This is a genomic window from bacterium, from assembly GCA_040756715.1.
GTDB lineage: Bacteria > UBA9089 > UBA9088 > UBA9088 > UBA9088 > JBFLYE01.
In genome coordinates, this window is sequence record JBFLYE010000164.1 from 1 (window position 1) to 17,469 (window position 17,469).

Below are 17,469 nucleotides of genomic sequence, written 5' to 3' on the forward strand. Positions count from 1 at the left end.
AAAAGAAATAGCCTTTGATGATGTGGAAAACCCAGAATCATTAGACATTCTTATGTCTGCCATAGGGCTAAACACAAAGCCCTGGGCCTATAAAACCGAATGCTGTGGTGGAGACCTTTCCATTCCAAGGACAGATATAGTTTTACAAAGGGGTTATGAAATATTAAAAGATGCAAGGGATTGGGAGGCTGATTTTATTGTGGTTGCCTGCCCATTGTGCCAGGCAAACCTTGATTTAAGGCAGAGAGAGATAGAGAAAAAATACAAGGAAAAATTTAATCTTCCTATTCTTTACTTTACCGAGCTCCTTGCTTTAGCCTTGGGCTTTGAGATAAAATTTAATAAGCATATAGTAGAATCAATTGTAGGTGTTTAGCTAAAGCTAAACATGGTAAATTGCAATTAGAAAGATCCCTTGTATGGGATAAAGATGGATACCATCTACAAAAGATGCAGTCAAATTTGACGAGAAAATGGGTAAGTAAAATTTTGCTATGCTTCGTGATTCCCTGGGAAGAATAATTGATTACTTAAGGGTTTCTATTACAGACCATTGTAATCTTTCTTGTATATACTGTCGTCCATTCTTAAAAAAGGACCATCTTGAGATTTTAAGCTATGAGGAGATACTAAAGGTAATAAAGATAGCTGCCTCCCTTGGGATTAAAAATATTAGGATAACAGGGGGGGAACCCCTAATAAGAAAAGGAATAAGCGATTTTATCCTTGAGCTTGGGAAAATTGCTGGGATAAATCTTTCTCTAACCACAAATGGCACTTTTCTTTCTAATTATCTTTCTTTGCTTAAAAATGCAGGGTTTTATAAGATAAATATAAGCCTTGATTCACTTAGAGAAGAAAGATACAAAAAAATTACCGGAAAAGATGGATTAGAAAGGCTTATTGGGACAATAAGGTCTGCAAAAGAGGAAGGGTTTTTTGTAAAGATAAATAGCGTGATTATGAAGCAAATAAACGATGATGAGATTATGTCCTTTATAAGGTTTTCAGAAGATAGTGGGATTATTGTTCGGTTTATAGAACTCATCCCAGTTTTAGGGGTTGATTGGGAAAGGTTTTTTGTTTCTTTAGATAATTGCTTTAATGGGATAAAAAAAGAGCCTATTGATGAGGGCTATGGAAAGGGTCCGGCAAGATACTATTTAATAAATGGGGCAAAGATTGGGATAATCCAGGCAATGAGTAGACCATTTTGTTCATCTTGCAATAGAATAAGGCTGACTCCTGATGGTAAAATAAAACCCTGCCTTCTTGATAATAATGAGGTTGATATAAAGACCCCAATTAGGGAAGAAGGAGGGGTTGATAAGATTAAAAAGATTATAGAACTTGCTGTAAAAATGAAGCCCTTGTCATATAGGTTTAAAGAGGGTAATCGGCTGATGCATACTATTGGTGGATGAATTGGTCCCCAAGTGGATGCTCAACGAATGGAGAGGTGCTGGAGTGGTCGAACAGGCACGCCTGGAAAGCGTGTGATGGGGAAACTCGTCCGTGGGTTCAAATCCCACCCTCTCCGAATTAAAGATAAAAACAGGAAGAAAGGTGGGATTTAAAGAATTTTCATAATAGGAAGTTACCAGAGGTTCCGTAATTTTTTTATAATCCTTTGAAAATAAAAGACTTACGATAATGAAACAAAAAACTTTCTAACATTGATTTACAAGCACTTACATTAAAATTTGCTAAATTTTTACGGAAACGCCTGTTATGCTACAAAACCTCTGGAATCTTTTGGGTTTTTTCCCTTCTTTGGTCTATAAACTTAAGGATTGGCTTTGTTTTTCTTATCTCTCTGTATGGTGTAAGGCTTCCCCATTCAACAATCTTTATTTTACAAGGAATTCCAAAGAGATTAAAAAGCTCTTCCTCTAATCCATCTATTTTATAGCTACCATATTCCTCTATCTCAACATTGACATAATCATTGAATAGAGAGATAGAATAATCGCCAAAAAGCCCATATTCAAAGAGGATTTCCTCAATATCACCTACATTGTAAAGGCTCTCCTTAATTTTTATAGAAAGCTCATACCTTCCGTGTGGAATAATATTCTTGGAAAATCCATAAGGGCAGGGTTTTGTTTCTTCTATGGTTACAAGGTCATCCAATAAATACCTGACAAATGGGGTTGATCTCTTTACAAGGTTTGTGATCACAAGCCTTCCCTTTCCTGTTTCTCCAATGTATTCTAAATTTTCATCAAATAGCTCACAGTAGTATGCAGGAAGGATGTGCTTATTTCCACAGGGGCAGGTTAGGGTAAAGAATCCCTCAACCGTAGCATAGGTATTGATATGGGTAATTCCAAAATGCTCCTTGATCCTTAAAACACGGGAATCTGAGCAAAGCTCTGCGGTTGAGAGAAGAAGCTTTAGGTTTTTTAAGACACTATCATATTCCTTTGGATAATCCTCCTTTATAATCCACATCCAGGAGAGAAAATCTATCGGCGTTCCACAAATAATAGATGGCTTAAGCCTTGTAATTGCCCTGGCAATACGCTCGGGTGGGCCAATGGTTGAGCGTGAGCCAACATTACAAACCAATGCACCATTTTTTACCAGAAGGTCAGCAAAAGATGCACCGGCAATGGTAAATTCAAGGGTTAAGCCATTGACAGAGGTTCTATTTTCCCTTATGATTTCCTTAAGGGCCTTGTTGTAAGGTGAAATCAGGGAAAGAAGGTATGCTCCCATAAATTCCTTTTCTGTATAGAAGGATGGTGTGGGAGAGCCAGAAGAACCTGTTGTCTCTCCATACCAGATTACCTTGTTTTTAAGCCTTTTGCTCAACAGGTCATAGGGAGATGCCTCTTTTATTGCCTCCTTCTTTGCCAATGGAAGGCTTTTAAAATCAAAAGGCTCTTTTCCATAGAGATTTTTATAAAAATTTGTATTAAAATAGGCATATTTTGCCATTTCTAATGGCTTAAGTGCCTTTATCTTAAGAAGCCATAACAAGGCTTTTCTCTTTATTTTATCCTTCATTGCAGAGCTCAAAGAAATTGGAAAGAAGCTTTTTCCCCTCAATTGTTAGAATGGATTCAGGATGGAATTGGACGCCAAATATTGGATATTTCCTATGTTTTATCCCCATAATCTCATCCTCTTTTGTTCTTGCGGTAATTTCTAAACAAGAAGGGAGAGAAGAAGGGTCAATAATTAAGGAATGATACCTGGTTGCTATAAAAGGATTTGGAATGCCTTTAAAGATAAATTTGCCATTGTGAAAGATTTCTGATGTCTTTCCATGCATAAGCCTATCTGCACCTATTATCTTTCCTCCAAACACCTCACCAATACATTGATGACCAAGGCATACACCAAGTATGGGAATTTTTCCCTTGAATTCCATTATAACATCCTTTGATATTCCCGCATCATCTGGCCTTCCTGGCCCAGGTGAAATTACAATAAAAGAGGGAGAAATTTTTTTTATTCCTGAAAGAGAAATTTTGTCATTTCTTATAACCTCAATTGTCTTTTTCATCTCTCCAATATATTGGACAAGGTTATAGGTGAATGAATCGTAATTGTCGATAACAAGAATCATAATATTATTTAGGATTTAGGGATTTTCCTTTTCTTCGCTTTTTTTTTCCGCTATCCTTTTTATTACCTCATTTGTAATATCAAGGGAATCCTCTCCATAGATTATGCTATCCTTATCAAGCACCAAATCTATCTTTTTCTCCTTTGCAATTTGGGAGATAATGCCTTTTATCTTTACATTTATAGAATCCTCAAGCTCCTTTCTCTTTTTTGCCAGATTCTCTGTTGCCTCTTGTTTATACATTTGATATTCTTCCATCTTTGCCTGTATGGTTGCCTCTTTCCTCCTCTTTGCCTCCTCTGAAATGGGTTTCTCAAGCTCATCTTGTAGAGCAAGGATTTCCTTTTCCTTTATCTTTATCTCAAGATTTTCCTTTTCAATCTCCTTTTGCAATATCTCCCTTGCCTTCGCTGTATCAGGATGGCTATCAAATGCCTTTTGTGCATCAATAAAGGAAATATTTATCCCCCAAATTGGCATTACACCCAAAATCCCTATTAAAATTAGTTTTCTCATTTCTTTCCTCCTTTTATTTTTTTTATTACCCTATCTGCAACCTCTGGTATTGAAAGGGCTGATGTGTCAATTACATAATCAGCTGCCTCTTTATACAAAGCAAGCCTTGCTCTCAATATCCTTCTTATGGCAGATATAGGGTCATCTACCGAAAGGAGAGGCCTTTGTTTATCGCCTTTAATCCTTTCGTATATCACATCTTCCTTCGTTTTAAGGAAAAATATTGTTCCATTCTTCCTTAAATTCTCTACATTGTCCCAATTAAGGACAATCCCTCCACCCGTTGCAATCACGCATCGGTCAAAATTTGATACCTCAGATATCACCTCCTTTTCCTTTTCTCTAAAGTATTTCTCTCCCTTTTCTTTAAAAATTTTTTTTATTTTCATTTTTTCTCTTTCCTCTATCATATCATCTGTGCTTATGTATTGCATATTTAAAATTTTAGAAAGACAAGCTCCCACAGAGCTTTTTCCAGAACCCATAAAACCTATCAAAACGATATTACCATTTAACATTAAATTGCCTTTTCTTCCCACCCTTTTCGCTAAAACAGAGAAACCCCTGTTTTTTACCAAGCTCATATATCTCCTTTGTTATCTCTACATCGTATTTGCAATATTCTATAAGCTTAGGAATATTGCCCTCCTTCCACCATTTAATGGCATCCAGACCAGAACCCTTCTTTCCCTTCTTAAGGTTTGCCTTTGCAAGGTTGTCAAGGCTTATCCTAAACCCCAATGCCTTTTGAGCCTCCCTTAACATATCAAGAGTTGGAATAGAAAATAGGTCTTTTTCTGTATATCCTTTTAAAACCTTATAATCAAAAGAAAAAAGGTTAAATCCAACAACAAGCTCTGCTGAGAAAAGCTCGTCTATTAGCTTTAAAACCTCATCTTCCATAAATGCCCTATATTCACCCCCTTTAAATATTACACCCACCGACATCCTTAAACCTTTAAAATCCCTATCTTCTCCAAATGCATCCTGTGTCTCAAGGTCAAAGAATACCTTATCCATAAAACCCAATCTTTTTCCTTATTTCTGCCATCGTCCTTGAGGCTATTTCATATGCCCTTTCCCTTCCCTCTTTAAGGATTTTTGAAAGATATTCGCTATCCTTTTCTAATTCCTCCCTTTTTTCCCTGATAGGCTTAAGCTCATCGCTTAAAAGGAAAGAGAGGTTATCCTTGCAGGAGACGCATCCTATCTTTGCATTTTTACATTCTCTCTCTATTTCTTTAGATTTCTCTTTAGAAAAAGCCTTCCATATATCAAAGACATTGCAAATATCGGGATGTCCAGGGTCATTAGAATAAATCCTCTCTTTGTCTGTAATCATCATCTTTATCTTTTTCCTTATCTCATTAGAGGAATCAGAGATGAATATGGCATTGTTGTAGCTTTTGCTCATCTTTCTTCCATCTGTTCCTGGAAGCTTTGGCGTTTCTGTAAGCAAAGGAGAGGGGGTAGGAAATGTCTCTGAATAAAGATGATTAAACCTCCTCAATAGCTCCCTGGTAAGCTCAAGGTGGGGAAGCTGGTCAACACCTATTGGAACAATCGTTGCCTTATAAAGTAGAATATCTGCTCCTTGAAGGACAGGATAGCCTAAAAATCCATGTGTTTCCAAATCAAGGTTTGAAAGCTCTTGAATTTGCTCTTTATAGGTTGGGTTTCTCTTAAGCCATCCAAGTGGTGTAATGATGGAAAAAAGGAGGTATAGCTCAGAATGGCAGGGTATTTCTGATTGGCAGAAGATAATAGCCTTCTTAGGGTCTATGCCAAATGAGAGCCAATCAATGAGAACCTCTTTTGTATTGTTTGCTATTTCCTTTGAAGATTGGTATTCGCTCATTAGGGCATGCCAATCTGCAATCATATAGAGGCATTCATACCTTTCTTGTAAGAATTTCCAATTTTCTAATGCACCCTTTAGATGACCAAGGTGCAGTTTCCCTGTAGGACGCATCCCGGAAAGGACCCTTTCCATTTAGTAGATTAGTGTGCGTGGGTCTATGGGTCTATTGTTCTTTAAGACCTCAAAATGTAAGTGGGTTCCTGTGGTAAACCCTGAATCACCCGCTGCTCCAATAGATTCCTTTTTTTCAACCAACTGCCCCTGATGGACAAAGATTCTTGAAAGATGGGCATACAATGTTTTGTATGTATTGTTATGCTTTATAATTACACACCTGCCATAGCCGGATTTCCATCCGGCAAAGATAACCTTTCCAGGAGCTGCTGATTTTATGCTACTTCCATAAGGGGCTGCCACATCAATGCCTGGATGAAAACAATATCTTCTAAGGATGGGATGGAATCTATAGCCAAAGCCAGAGGTAATGCGACCAAGAATGGGTTTAACAAAATTATCAGAAAGATTTTGGGCAAGGGCTATTTCCTGGGTCAAATTTGCACCAGGAAGAAATATCTTCTCCCCTGGTCTTATTAGGCTGGTTGAAATCCCATTTACCTCTCTTATCTTATTCAAAGAAACATTAAATGTTCTTGCAATATCCCATAGGGTTTGGCCGCTTTTTACCTTATGGACTATTCCTTTTTGGCTTGGAATCTTAAGGCTAATTCCCTCTTTTATTACATTGGTTGTCAGGTTATTTACGCTTATTAGCGTAGAAAGGTTTAGCCCAAATTTCCTTGAGATTGACCAGAGGGTATCCCCTGTTTTGGTTATGTAGGTTGTATAGACAACCCTGTTTTTGCTTTGTTTTTCTTCTAATTTTGGAATAGGGACATTATGGCTCTCAATCATTAAAGAAGCAAGAAGCTCTTTCTTTTCAATCCCAAGAAATCTTTCTTTGTTCCCTGATTTAATAAGAAGGGGAAGAAATAAAATAAAACCTATAAGGCTAATGTAAAGAAAATTCTTCATTTTCAAAGAGTATATAAAAGATGTTTCTTCTTGTCAAGGAATTTATACTTTGTTGAATAAGTCAAAGTTTTCTCTTTTAGTTTTTCCTCTATTTTGCCGATGTATTATACCAAAAAGTAATTCCTTTTGTACTATAGCTCCTTGAAACACCCAATTTCGTCCTCTGAAATGAATTTTTCCATTGTTGTTAAAATTCAAGATAGAAACTATACTATTATAAAGCAAGATGAAGGAAAGAACAATGGTAAATATTTATTCAGAGGCATTAGAGAGGTCTATTACAGGAGCAATCCTTAGTATGATAAGGTTTATGGCAGAAGAAGATAAACCCCTCACCTTTATTGGTGCTGATATCTATAGATTAACAAAGGAATTGGCATCTGATTTTGTAAAGACCCTGAGGTGTCAGAAAACAAAGAAAGAACAAGAGGTACAGGATGCTTTTAAAGAAAGGCTTTTGGATGAAAATTCTTTTGCTAAGAGCAAATACAATGTCCGGAGGGTATTCAACCTTGTTATTGAGGGAGAGGATGTAATTAAAAGGATAAACAGGCTACTTGGTGATATAAGGCATAGAAATGGGACAACAATCCTTGGAAAATTTGGATTTTTTCATAAGGAGGGAAATAAGATAATCGCTGAATTTCCTGTTTCTTGCCCTTCCTATAAAGATGAAGCAGAGGCACAGATTGACCTCTTTTGGAATAAATACAAGTATTTAGGAGGTCCAGTGAACGGTGCGATAAAATATTCCAACCCAAAGGATGTAGATGAGAGTGTGGTAATTATTAAGCCAAATGCCTTTGATAAGCCTTATGACCCAAGAATTGGCGATGTTATAGATATTCTTTCCAGGACAGGGATGTTTATTATATCTGCAAAGATTCAAATGCCAAGCAGAGAGCAGATGGAAGAATTTTATGCCCCCCATCGAGGAAAACCCTTCTTTGAAGAGTTGATAAATTTTATGAGTGGCAAGAGGTCTTTGGCATTGCTCTATGAAGGAATAGGTGCAAGAAAAAAGATAAGAGAGGTAGCTTTAAGCATTATCAGAGATAACTACTCTGATTCCCTTACTGAAAATACAATCCATACCTCAGATAATCTAGAAGATTTTATAAGGGAAAAAAAAGCCATTGATTTCAAAACAAATGTTTTGTTGCCCAGCCGTCCTATCTAAAAAAACTCAAATTTCTTGCAAAATGTCTGGTTTTTTTATAAAATTATTATTTGAGGTGATGTGATAAGATGTCAAAAGTAATAGGAATTGATCTTGGAACAACAAATTCCTGTATGGCTATAATTGAAGGTGGTGAGCCAAAGGTTATAACAAATATAGAGGGAGGAAGGACAACACCTTCCGTGGTTGGCTTTACAAAGGAGGGAGACAGGCTGGTAGGTCAGCTTGCAAAACGCCAGGCTGTGGTTAATCCAGAAAATACCGTATATTCCATAAAAAGATTTATGGGAAGAAAGTATAGCGAGGTGGGAAGGGAAATTTCTGAGGTTCCCTTCAAGGTTGTGCCGGCAGATAATGGGGATGCCTGGGTTAATGTAAAGGATAAAAAATATTCTCCACCTGAAATTTCAGCTGTGATTCTTAAAAAATTAAAGGAGGATTGTGAGGCATATTTGGGTGAAAAGATAACACAGGCTGTTATCACTGTTCCCGCATATTTCAATGACAGCCAAAGGCAGGCAACCAAGGATGCAGGGAAGATTGCAGGCTTAGAGGTTTTGCGGATTATCAATGAGCCAACCGCCGCATCATTGGCATATGGCTTGGACAAAAAGGGGAAAAATGAGAAGATTGCCGTATATGACTTAGGGGGTGGAACATTTGATATATCCATCCTTGAGCTTGGCGAGGGCGTCTATGAGGTAAAGTCAACAAATGGCGATACACACCTGGGAGGAGATGATTTTGACCAAAGGATAATTGATTGGCTAGCCGACGAATTCCAGAGGGAGCAAGGAATAGATTTAAGGAAGGATAGGGTTGCATTGCAAAGGTTAAAGGAGGCAGCAGAAAAGGCAAAATGTGAGCTTTCCACAACCCTTTCATCCGAGATAAACCTTCCATTTATTACAGCAGATGCAACCGGACCAAAGCATCTCACCATAACATTAAGCAGGGCAAAGCTTGAACAATTGGTGGATGACCTTATTGAAAAAACAAGGAAGCCCTGTTTAAATGCCCTACAGGATGCTGGGTTAAGTGCAGATGATATAGATGAGGTTGTCCTGGTAGGTGGACAGATAAGAATGCCAAAGGTTCAGGAGCTGGTAAAGGAGCTGTTTAAAAAGGAGCCTCATAAGGGTGTAAATCCAGATGAGGTGGTTGCTGTAGGTGCGGCAATCCAAGCTGGTGTTTTGAAAGGAGAGGTAAAGGATGTTCTTCTTCTTGATGTAACACCATTGTCTTTGGGCATTGAAACATTGGGTCAAGTATTTACAAAGCTTATTGAGAGAAATACAACCATTCCCACCAAGAAGAGTCAGATCTTTTCAACCGCCGAGGATAATCAATCAGCAGTAACCATTCATGTTCTTCAGGGTGAGAGGGCTTATGTATATGATGATGGGATGAAGAGCTTAGGAAGGTTTGACCTCATTGGCATTCCTCCCGCACCAAGGGGTTTTCCCCAGATAGAGGTTACCTTTGACATTGATGCAAATGGGATTATGCATGTTTCTGCAAAGGATTTGGGAACAGGGAAGGAGCAATCTATAAGGATTCAGCCATCTTCTGGTCTTACAGATGATGAAATAAAAAGGATGGTAAAAGAGGCAGAGCTTCATGCAGAGGAGGATAAGAAAAAGAGGGAATTGCAAGAGGAAAAAAACAAGGCTGATAATATAATCTATGCAACAGAGAAGGCATTAAAGGAATATGGAGATAAGGTATCTGCTGATGAAAAAAAGGCTATTGAGGATTCTATTTCTAACTTAAAGGAAAAGATAAAGGGAAATGATAAATCCGCAATAGAAAAGGGGGTAGATGAGCTTTTAAAAACCTCGCAAAAGCTTGGTGAGGCTGTTTATCGGGAGGCACAGGCAAAGGCAGCCCAACAACAAACACAAACAGGGACACAAAGCGAAGCACCAAAAGAGGAAAAGAAAGAAGATGTAATTGAGGGGGAATATAAGGTGGAAGAATAGGGAATGCGGAGTGCGGAGTGCGGAGTGCGGAGTGGAAAGTAAAAAGCAAAGTTTAAAAGAAAGAACTAAACAATTTGGAATAAAAGTGATTAAATTAGTAGAAAATTTCCCAAAGAATTATGTAGCAAATATATTGGTGAGACAACTTTTACGCTCAGCAACCTCTGTTGGTGCTAACTATCGTGCAGTATGTAGAGCCAGATCAAAGCCTGATTTTATATCTAAAATGGGTATTGTGGAGGAAGAAATAGATGAAACATTATATTGGCTAGAGTTATTTATAGAAACCAATTTGATGAATAAAGAAGAGGTGCAACATTTATTGGATGAAGCTAATGAAATTACAGCAATGGTTGTTGCATCCATTAATACAGCAAAGAAAAATCAAAAAAGAAACAGAATAAAAAATAGAAGGAATGCGGAGGAAGTGGTATTATAAAGTAGTAAATTAAGACAAGATGTTTTAATTCCGCAATCTACACTCCGCAATCCGCATTTGAGAAATGGATTTTGGGATAGGTATCGCAAAGGATAGAGATGCAATAAGGGCAGGAAAAGAGGCTTGCAAACAAGCCCTTTCTTCTCTCAAGAAACCCGATCTTATTATCCTCTTTGCCTCAACCATATTTGATATAGAAGCTCTTGTCTCTTCTGTATTTCTTGCATCTTCTAAAGCACCGATGATTGGATGTACGACCTCTGGCGAGATAAAGGATGATATTTTATTTGGCTCTTGTCTTGTGGTTGCTGTAAAGTGTTCTGATGATGAAGAAATAGAGGTAAGGGGAATTGAAGATATCTATAAAAATCCAAGGAAAGCTGGACAAGAAATTGTAAGCGATGAATATAAAAAAGGTCTTTTGCTTGTTTTATCAGATGGGCTTTTTCCACAAACCAGCCTTCTGGTAAAGGGGATAAACGATTATCTTTCTCCCTGCATTTCGTTAGTAGGTGCATTAGCAGGCGATGACCTAAAAAGGAATAAAACATATCAATTCCTGAATGGAAAGATATTCACCCAAGGTATGGTTTCTGCATTTTTTAAAACATCTGCAAAGATAAAAACATCTTTGCGTCATGGCTTTTCTCCCCAATCACCACCTTTGCGGGTAACCTCCGCCAAGGAGAATGTAATATATCAGATTGATAGCCACAGGGCATCAAAGGTCTATTTGGAGTTTTTGGGTCTTTCTGAGGATGAGCTTGCCTTTGGCTCTCCTATTGATATTAAGGAGGTTAGGAATTCTCCCATTGGCATTCCTCAAACAACAGGCGATTACAAGGTAAAATCATTTTTAGAGTTTAGAAAGGATGGCTCAATCGCTTGCGATTCATATATTCCAGAGAATTCAATAATTCGCATATTAGGTCAAAATCCCTCATCGCTTCTCAATGCAGGTTGTGAGGCTATTAGTGATGCTATTTCAGAAATTCATCCCAAGATTATTTTTCTTTTCCCCTCATCATACAGGATGTTAATTTTAGGTGAGGATGCAAGGAATGAGATAGATGAAATTAAGAAAGAGGCAAAGGATGTTCCTATTGTTGGATTTTATGGCTATGGTGAGATAGGTCCTTTAAGGACACCCAGGGCTGATTTTCATAATAAGTCCATTGGAGTATTGGCGATAGAATAAAATGAAAGAAGATGCATGGGAAAAAGAAAAGGAGTTAGAGAAAAATATAGCCTTGCTCTCCATCCTCTATTCAACAGCTGTCTGGAATATAAAAGCAGAAACAGAGGATGAGATTATGAGGATTGGCCTAGATAGGATAAATGAGGTCTTAAAGCCAGAGATTGCGGCAATTCTGGCTTTAAGGGATGGATTTTTAAGGATTGTAGCAGGAACAGGGATTCCTAAATCTATATGCGAAAAGACAAAAATAGAGGTAGGCGTTGGTACCTGCGGAGAGGTATTTCTTACCGGAAGACCCATAACAATTCCCTCTCTTTCAAAAGACCCATCATTTATTGACCCATTTGTTAAGGAAGTGCCGGTAAAGAGTGTTTTCTGCTATCCAATAAGGATAGATGATAATATTACAGGCGTTGTATGGCTTGGCTTCTTATCCTCTCATCCTCCCTTGAAAGAAGAGGAATGGCTTGTTTCTTTAGTAGCTGAAAGGCTTGCCTTAAGCCTGCAAATCCATAGGCTAAAAACCTCTAAATGAACCTTCCTAAACATATTGCTATAATTATGGATGGGAATGGAAGATGGGCATTAGGGAGGAATCTTCCAAGGATAGCTGGACATAGGGAGGGAATGAAGGCAGTGGAGCGGATAATCAAAGCCGCCTCAGACCTTGGGATTAAGGTTCTTACCCTTTATGCCTTCTCTACAGAAAATTGGAAAAGGCCAGAAAATGAGGTATCGTTTTTGATGAATCTTTTTTGTGAGTATATAAAAAAGAAAATAGAAGGGCTGATGAAAAATAATGTTAAGATAAGAACCTGCGGCGAAATTAAAAAGCTTCCCAAAAAGGTATTAAGCCTATTAGAGGATGCTTGTAATAAAACAAAAGAAAATAAAGGGCTTATTTTAAATATTGCTCTAAACTATGGAGCAAGGGATGAAATATTAAGGGCGATGAGAAAAATTGTTGAGAAAGCATTAAAAGGCGAGATTCGACCAGATGAAATAGATGAAGATCTCTTTTCCTCCTTCCTTGATACCCATCCTTTACCAAATCCCGACCTTCTTATAAGGACAAGTGGTGAACAAAGGATAAGTAATTTTCTTCTTTGGCAGATAGCATATACTGAGCTTTGGATAACGCCAGTTTTATGGCCTGATTTCACAGAGGAGCATCTTAAAATGGCAATAAATGATTATCAAGAAAGGAAAAGGAGGTTTGGAGGAATATGATAAAAATGCAAAAATCAAAATGCAAAATTCAAAATTGTGGTAAAATTTATTAAATAATGAAGAAATTTTTTGCACCGTTGCTTTTCCTTCCATTTTTGGCTTATACAACATTTATAGAGGAGAAGATATTTTTTACAATCTTAATAGGCTCTGTTATCCTCCTTGGGCTATTTGAATTCTATAATATGGTACAAAAAGAGGATTGGTGGTTTTTGGGTCTTTTGGCTGGAATTCTTCTTATAGGAAGTGCCTCATTAGGTTATAAATATCCATTATTTCTTTCTTTTCTTTCAAGCCCATTTTATGGGGTAATTATTTCCTCTTTTATCCTTGTTCTTCTCTTTTTTGGAATTTTTGCAAGAAAAATTGTTTTAGCAATAGCAAACAATAGCATCCTCGCTATTATCTTTGGCATTCTTTATGTTGGATTTCTATTAAGCCACCTTATTCTTATAAGAGGGCTTTCTGGCGGAAGTTTTTATCTTCTATACCTTTTCTCGGTTGTTTGGTCGGCTGATGGAGGTGGATGGATAATAGGAAAGCATTTTGGAAAGCACCGAAATATATTTCCCATATCTCCAAACAAATCCATTGAGGGGCTTATTGGAGCCATTACTGGCTCTGTTTTTATCTCATTTCTTCTTGGAGGTTATATAGGTTTTTCTCTTTTGATCTCTTTTGTCTCTGGGTTTTTATTTAGCCTTCTTGGCTTATTGGGAGACCTTGCTGAATCAAGCTTTAAAAGGAATGTAGGGAAAAAGGATTCAGATTCGTGGATATCCGAATATGGTGGAATCCTTGATGTCTTTGATTCAATAATCATATCTGCCCCAATTTTTTATTACCTCATTTTATTTTTGGGGGCGTAGCTTAGTTGGGAGAGCGTCGGCTTCGCATGTCGAAGGTTGGGGGTTCAAATCCCCTCGCCTCCAGGTGTAATGTAAAAAATTGGAGGAAGGAGGGGGATTTGAAGCCTTAAAGCGAAGCGAAGGGCCGAACTAATAGATTTTGTTAGGCGAAAAACGAGCAAGTGCGAGTTTTTCCGCCTTAAAAAATCTTGTAGTTCAAATCCCCTCGCCTCCATACCTTGAAGGAGGGGTACCGAAGTGGTCATAACGGGTCTGTCTCGAAAACAGATTGAGGGAAACCTTGCGTGGGTTCGAATCCCACCCCCTCCGGAGGGAAGATTTAGCCTATCTTGAGCAAAATTTTTTGTAATTTACAATTTAGCCTTTATAATTTACAATATTTATGTGTTTCTTATTTTTCTTGCAATTTTTATCCCTGCTCTCCTGGAGGCTCGGGTTGATACAGGTGCAGATTTTCTAAAGTTCATAACCGGAGCAAGGGCAACAGGCTTGGCGGGTGCAATTGTTGGCTTGGCAGATGATGTCTCATCCCTGCATTATAATCCCGCAGGCATCTCTGAGATAGAAAAAAATGAGCTTCTCTTTATGGAGAGCGAGGCGATTATGGAATGTGGATATGAATATTTTGGATTTACAAAAAGGGTTAATGAAAATTCTGGGATTGGGTTTGCCATTTTATACTTTCATGCCCCAGAGATGTTAAGAACAAAGGAAAATAAGAATGTGCCAGAGGGATACGAGATCCTTGGAACAATAGAATACTATGACCTTATGGCAAGCCTGTCCTATGGAAAAAGGATAAAGGATAACCTTTCAATTGGTGGAACAATCAAGGGAATACATAGGATGATAAGCCCAGACAAGGGATATACAGGTGCAATTGATTTTGGAATGCTCTATAAACATAAAGATAATATGAAATTTGGTCTTTCAATACAGAATATTGGTCCAGATATATGGGGAGATAAGCTTCCAATGTTGGCTCAGATAGGAGGATCATACAGGATTGAAAGCTTTGTTTTAACCTCTACAATAAGCCATCACCTTCTTTCTAATTCTAGCTTTGAATATAGGGTTGGTGCGGAATATTGGTATTGGAAAAATATATCCCTTCGTGCAGGGTATTACTCCCTTGAAGGAGACCTTACAGGTGCAACATTGGGATGTGGGGTAAGATTAAGAGATTGGTTTCAGTTTGATTTTGCCCAGTTTCCAGCAAGCCTTAACAAACCCCTCCAAGGCTCCCTGATTATAAGATTTTAGCTTGGCAAAAAAAGGAAAGAAAAAAAAGCATTTAAGGTTATTTCTTATCCCCCTTTTTCCTATTTTTATCCTCCTTATCGCCTTTAATGTCTATTTTCCAAAGGATATCTCAGGAGGAATAAAAATAATTAGCATAAAGAGGGGGATGTCTGGAGAAGAAATAGCCAATCTTCTTAAAAAAGAGGGGATAATCAGAGATAAATATATCTTTGAGTTTCTTATTATCCTTAAAAATAAAGAAACAAAAATTATGGCAGGCGATTATCTTCTTTCTCCCTCCTTAAATATGATAGACACTCTTTCAAAACTAACCAAAGGCGAGGCTATAAAATCTTGTTTTACCATCCCCCCTGGTTATAATATCTATCAAATAGCAGAGCTTTTGGATAAAAAGGGGTTTGCTGATAAAAGAAGATTCCTTGAATTAGCTAAAGATAAAGCGTTTATAGGAAGTTTAGGCTTTTCTCTTAATACACTAGAAGGGCTTTTATTCCCTGATACATATTGTGTATCAAAGGGGATGCAGGAAAGCGAGATAATAAGGATAATCATTGAAAGGTTTAAAAGGGTATTTAAAGAAGAGGATACCAAAATGACAAAGAAATTAGGTTTGTCTATGTATCAAGTTCTTATCCTTGCCTCCATCATTGAAAAAGAAACAAGTATTTTGAGCGAGATGCCCATTATTTCTTCTGTTTTTCATAATAGATTGAAAAGAAATATGAAGCTTAATAGCTGCCCAACGGTTATCTATGCCTTATACCCTAATTTTGATGGGAATATAAGGAAGGAAGACCTTGATATTTCCTCTCCCTATAATACATATAGACATAATGGCCTTCCTCCATCTCCTATTTCAAACCCTGGGATTTTTGCGATAAAAGCCGCATTGCATCCAGCGAATATTGATTACCTATATTTTGTCAGTATGAACAATGGAAGGCATAAATTTTCAAGGACACTGGCTGAGCATAATATAGCGGTTTCAAAATACCAACCAAAGATAAAATGAGATTTATCGCCATTTTTTTATTTATCCCTTTACTTACATATCCAAAGGGAATTTCTGGCTGGATAGAAAAAAAGGTAGATGAATTTATAAAGGAGATGATAAAGAAATATTCAAAGGAGGTTAAGATTGAGAAGACAAGATACATATTTCCAAATAAATGTAGCCTTTCTGGAATTTCCTATTATAAAGATGGATTTTCCATAAAAGGTGATGGTTTATTAGAGGTAGGGCTTGATGGATCTTTAAGGGTTATCCTTGATAAGCCTTTATTTTCCATAAAAAGGGAATTCTTTAAAAAAAGGAGAAAAATAGCCCTTCCAAATATAGAGATTAAAGCTATGGGAGGAAAAGGAAGGATAGCTGATTTTGGAGTGTTTGATGATGTATCGGGAAGACTTAAAAACAAAAGATTTAGGTTTAAAGGTTCTGGGCTTGGTGGAAAGGCAAGCATAGAAGGCGGCTCTGATAGGTTTACAGCTTATATAAAGGATGCAAAAGCAAACCTGCTTCCATATTTTCCTAAAATTCCAAAGAAAGGTAATGTTGATGTTACCATTAAGAAAGAAAGGGATTTGGAAATTATAGCAGACCTAAAGGATTGCTCAATAAAAGATATAAAAAATATCAAAGGAAAGCTGGAATGGAAAAATGGGATAAACAAAGGAAGGCTTTCGTTTTTATGGAATTTTCTTTATTTTAAAGCTAATTTTAAGGAAAAAAATGGTCTTTATAAGGTATCTGGCGATACTTCTTACAAAAAAAATGCCTTTGTATTTTCTATTGAGGGTGTATTAAAAAATGATGTTTTTAGGATTAGGAAGGGATACATCAATAACACAGGGTTTTTTGGAAATATTGGAGAGAACATCTCCCTTTCTTTGGAATTTAACAATGCTAATTGGCTACCCTTAATCCATCCCATTTTTAAAGGCTCTATATTAAATGGATGTGGAACAATTACAGGAAGGCTTGAAAAACCAGATATTTTTGCAAATCTTGTCCTAAAAAGGGATAATGAAACCCTGGATATATCAATAAATGGCGACAGCAACCTCCTTTTCCTTAAATTAGGCACAATCTCTGCTTTTGGAATAAAAATTGCCCCTTATTCTTTTGGAACGCTTTCCTTTAAACCCCTCTCTCTTTCTTTATCTCTTATAAAACCCATTGCCTTTGATGAGGCAAAGATTGAATGGGATGGAAAAACCTTTGATTTAGCTTTATTTTCCGAAAAAAGGAGGCTTTTTATTAAAAAAGAGGAAGAAAAACCAATGATGTTTAGGTATTCTGATATTGTAATACAGATTCCC

The 17,469-nt window shown here is 37.2% G+C and carries 19 protein-coding genes and 3 tRNA genes; 15 read left to right on the forward strand and 7 right to left on the reverse strand.

Annotation, left to right across the window (positions count from 1 at the left end; translation table 11 throughout):
- From AB1397_05970 to AB1397_05980, 3 genes are all read left to right on the forward strand, one after another.
- A partial coding sequence (locus AB1397_05970) for a heterodisulfide reductase-related iron-sulfur binding cluster (protein ID MEW6482533.1) occupies nt 1–376 on the forward strand: 376 nt, incomplete at its 5' end.
- A 118-nt stretch (nt 377–494) separates the two neighbouring features.
- Nucleotides 495–1,424 carry a GTP 3',8-cyclase MoaA gene (moaA, locus tag AB1397_05975; protein ID MEW6482534.1) on the forward strand — a complete coding sequence of 310 codons (930 nt, stop codon included), beginning with the start codon at nt 495–497 and terminating at the stop codon, nt 1,422–1,424.
- Between the two features lie 29 nt (nt 1,425–1,453).
- A tRNA-Ser gene (locus tag AB1397_05980) sits at nt 1,454–1,540 on the forward strand.
- A gap of 194 nt (nt 1,541–1,734) precedes the next feature.
- On the opposite strand, the gene AB1397_05985 is transcribed toward AB1397_05980, so the two are convergent.
- Genes AB1397_05985 through AB1397_06015 form a run of 7 tightly spaced genes read right to left on the reverse strand, consistent with a single transcriptional unit; the run spans nt 1,735 to nt 6,986 of the window.
- A complete protein-coding gene (locus AB1397_05985; protein ID MEW6482535.1) occupies nt 1,735–3,012 on the reverse strand; it encodes a phenylacetate--CoA ligase family protein in 1,278 nt (425 codons plus the stop codon).
- Nucleotides 3,002–3,577, reverse strand: coding sequence for an aminodeoxychorismate/anthranilate synthase component II (locus AB1397_05990; GenBank protein MEW6482536.1), 576 nt, complete (start codon nt 3,575–3,577; stop codon nt 3,002–3,004). The genes AB1397_05985 and AB1397_05990 overlap by 11 nt, the downstream gene beginning before the upstream one ends.
- 15 nt (nt 3,578–3,592) lie before the next feature.
- Nucleotides 3,593–4,093 (reverse strand): OmpH family outer membrane protein, encoded by a 501-nt coding sequence (locus tag AB1397_05995; protein MEW6482537.1) that lies wholly within the window; start codon nt 4,091–4,093, stop codon nt 3,593–3,595.
- Entirely contained in the window at nt 4,090–4,578 is a 489-nt protein-coding gene (locus tag AB1397_06000) for a shikimate kinase (GenBank protein MEW6482538.1), read from the reverse strand. The genes AB1397_05995 and AB1397_06000 overlap by 4 nt, the downstream gene beginning before the upstream one ends.
- 19 nt (nt 4,579–4,597) lie before the next feature.
- A complete protein-coding gene (locus tag AB1397_06005; GenBank protein ID MEW6482539.1) occupies nt 4,598–5,113 on the reverse strand; it encodes a ribonuclease H-like domain-containing protein in 516 nt (171 codons plus the stop codon).
- Nucleotides 5,106–6,086, reverse strand: a complete 981-nt coding sequence (gene trpS / locus AB1397_06010; protein MEW6482540.1) for a tryptophan--tRNA ligase — start codon at nt 6,084–6,086, stop codon at nt 5,106–5,108. The genes AB1397_06005 and trpS overlap by 8 nt, the downstream gene beginning before the upstream one ends.
- The gene (locus AB1397_06015) at nt 6,087–6,986 is read right to left on the reverse strand and encodes a M23 family metallopeptidase (protein ID MEW6482541.1); all 900 of its coding nucleotides are present in this window, start codon (nt 6,984–6,986) and stop codon (nt 6,087–6,089) included. It abuts the gene before it with no gap.
- Nucleotides 6,987–7,212: 226 nt separating this feature from the next.
- Between AB1397_06015 and AB1397_06020 the strand changes: the two genes are divergently transcribed.
- The 12 genes from AB1397_06020 to AB1397_06075 all read left to right on the forward strand — a co-directional run.
- On the forward strand, nt 7,213–8,166 hold the full coding sequence (locus AB1397_06020; protein MEW6482542.1) for a nucleoside-diphosphate kinase: 954 nt from the start codon (nt 7,213–7,215) through the stop codon (nt 8,164–8,166).
- 68 nt (nt 8,167–8,234) lie between these two features.
- Nucleotides 8,235–10,148, forward strand: a complete 1,914-nt coding sequence (gene dnaK / locus AB1397_06025) for a molecular chaperone DnaK (GenBank protein MEW6482543.1) — start codon at nt 8,235–8,237, stop codon at nt 10,146–10,148.
- 31 nt (nt 10,149–10,179) lie between these two features.
- Entirely contained in the window at nt 10,180–10,587 is a 408-nt protein-coding gene (locus tag AB1397_06030; GenBank protein ID MEW6482544.1) for a four helix bundle protein, read from the forward strand.
- Between the two features lie 64 nt (nt 10,588–10,651).
- Nucleotides 10,652–11,785, forward strand: a complete 1,134-nt coding sequence (locus AB1397_06035) for an FIST N-terminal domain-containing protein (protein ID MEW6482545.1) — start codon at nt 10,652–10,654, stop codon at nt 11,783–11,785.
- A gap of 1 nt (nt 11,786) precedes the next feature.
- Nucleotides 11,787–12,320, forward strand: coding sequence for a GAF domain-containing protein (locus AB1397_06040; protein MEW6482546.1), 534 nt, complete (start codon nt 11,787–11,789; stop codon nt 12,318–12,320).
- On the forward strand, nt 12,317–13,015 hold the full coding sequence (locus AB1397_06045) for an isoprenyl transferase (protein ID MEW6482547.1): 699 nt from the start codon (nt 12,317–12,319) through the stop codon (nt 13,013–13,015). Before AB1397_06040 ends, AB1397_06045 begins: the two co-directional genes overlap by 4 nt.
- A gap of 56 nt (nt 13,016–13,071) precedes the next feature.
- Nucleotides 13,072–13,884, forward strand: coding sequence for a phosphatidate cytidylyltransferase (locus AB1397_06050; protein MEW6482548.1), 813 nt, complete (start codon nt 13,072–13,074; stop codon nt 13,882–13,884).
- Nucleotides 13,875–13,947: transfer RNA gene (locus tag AB1397_06055), tRNA-Ala, on the forward strand. Before AB1397_06050 ends, AB1397_06055 begins: the two co-directional genes overlap by 10 nt.
- 160 nt (nt 13,948–14,107) lie before the next feature.
- A tRNA-Ser gene (locus AB1397_06060) sits at nt 14,108–14,193 on the forward strand.
- A gap of 75 nt (nt 14,194–14,268) precedes the next feature.
- The gene (locus AB1397_06065) at nt 14,269–15,147 is read left to right on the forward strand and encodes a PorV/PorQ family protein (GenBank protein ID MEW6482549.1); all 879 of its coding nucleotides are present in this window, start codon (nt 14,269–14,271) and stop codon (nt 15,145–15,147) included.
- A 1-nt stretch (nt 15,148) separates the two neighbouring features.
- On the forward strand, nt 15,149–16,159 hold the full coding sequence (gene mltG / locus AB1397_06070; GenBank protein ID MEW6482550.1) for an endolytic transglycosylase MltG: 1,011 nt from the start codon (nt 15,149–15,151) through the stop codon (nt 16,157–16,159).
- Nucleotides 16,156–17,469: hypothetical protein (locus AB1397_06075; GenBank protein MEW6482551.1), on the forward strand; the 1,314-nt coding region annotated here is incomplete at its 3' end. The genes mltG and AB1397_06075, both read left to right, overlap by 4 nt.

Bases quoted from the DNA above. Each gene is read 5' to 3' on its own strand.
- moaA (MEW6482534.1), top strand. From the start codon at position 495: ATGCTTCGTGATTCCCTGGGAAGAATAATTGATTACTTAAGGGTTTCT.
- AB1397_05985 (MEW6482535.1), bottom strand. From the start codon at position 3,012: ATGAAGGATAAAATAAAGAGAAAAGCCTTGTTATGGCTTCTTAAGATA.
- AB1397_05990 (MEW6482536.1), bottom strand. From the start codon at position 3,577: ATGATTCTTGTTATCGACAATTACGATTCATTCACCTATAACCTTGTC.
- AB1397_05995 (MEW6482537.1), bottom strand. From the start codon at position 4,093: ATGAGAAAACTAATTTTAATAGGGATTTTGGGTGTAATGCCAATTTGG.
- AB1397_06000 (MEW6482538.1), bottom strand. From the start codon at position 4,578: ATGGGTTCTGGAAAAAGCTCTGTGGGAGCTTGTCTTTCTAAAATTTTA.
- AB1397_06005 (MEW6482539.1), bottom strand. From the start codon at position 5,113: ATGGATAAGGTATTCTTTGACCTTGAGACACAGGATGCATTTGGAGAA.
- trpS (MEW6482540.1), bottom strand. From the start codon at position 6,086: ATGGAAAGGGTCCTTTCCGGGATGCGTCCTACAGGGAAACTGCACCTT.
- AB1397_06015 (MEW6482541.1), bottom strand. From the start codon at position 6,986: ATGAAGAATTTTCTTTACATTAGCCTTATAGGTTTTATTTTATTTCTT.
- AB1397_06020 (MEW6482542.1), top strand. From the start codon at position 7,213: ATGAAGGAAAGAACAATGGTAAATATTTATTCAGAGGCATTAGAGAGG.
- dnaK (MEW6482543.1), top strand. From the start codon at position 8,235: ATGTCAAAAGTAATAGGAATTGATCTTGGAACAACAAATTCCTGTATG.
- AB1397_06035 (MEW6482545.1), top strand. From the start codon at position 10,652: ATGGATTTTGGGATAGGTATCGCAAAGGATAGAGATGCAATAAGGGCA.
- AB1397_06040 (MEW6482546.1), top strand. From the start codon at position 11,787: ATGAAAGAAGATGCATGGGAAAAAGAAAAGGAGTTAGAGAAAAATATA.
- AB1397_06045 (MEW6482547.1), top strand. From the start codon at position 12,317: ATGAACCTTCCTAAACATATTGCTATAATTATGGATGGGAATGGAAGA.
- AB1397_06050 (MEW6482548.1), top strand. From the start codon at position 13,072: ATGAAGAAATTTTTTGCACCGTTGCTTTTCCTTCCATTTTTGGCTTAT.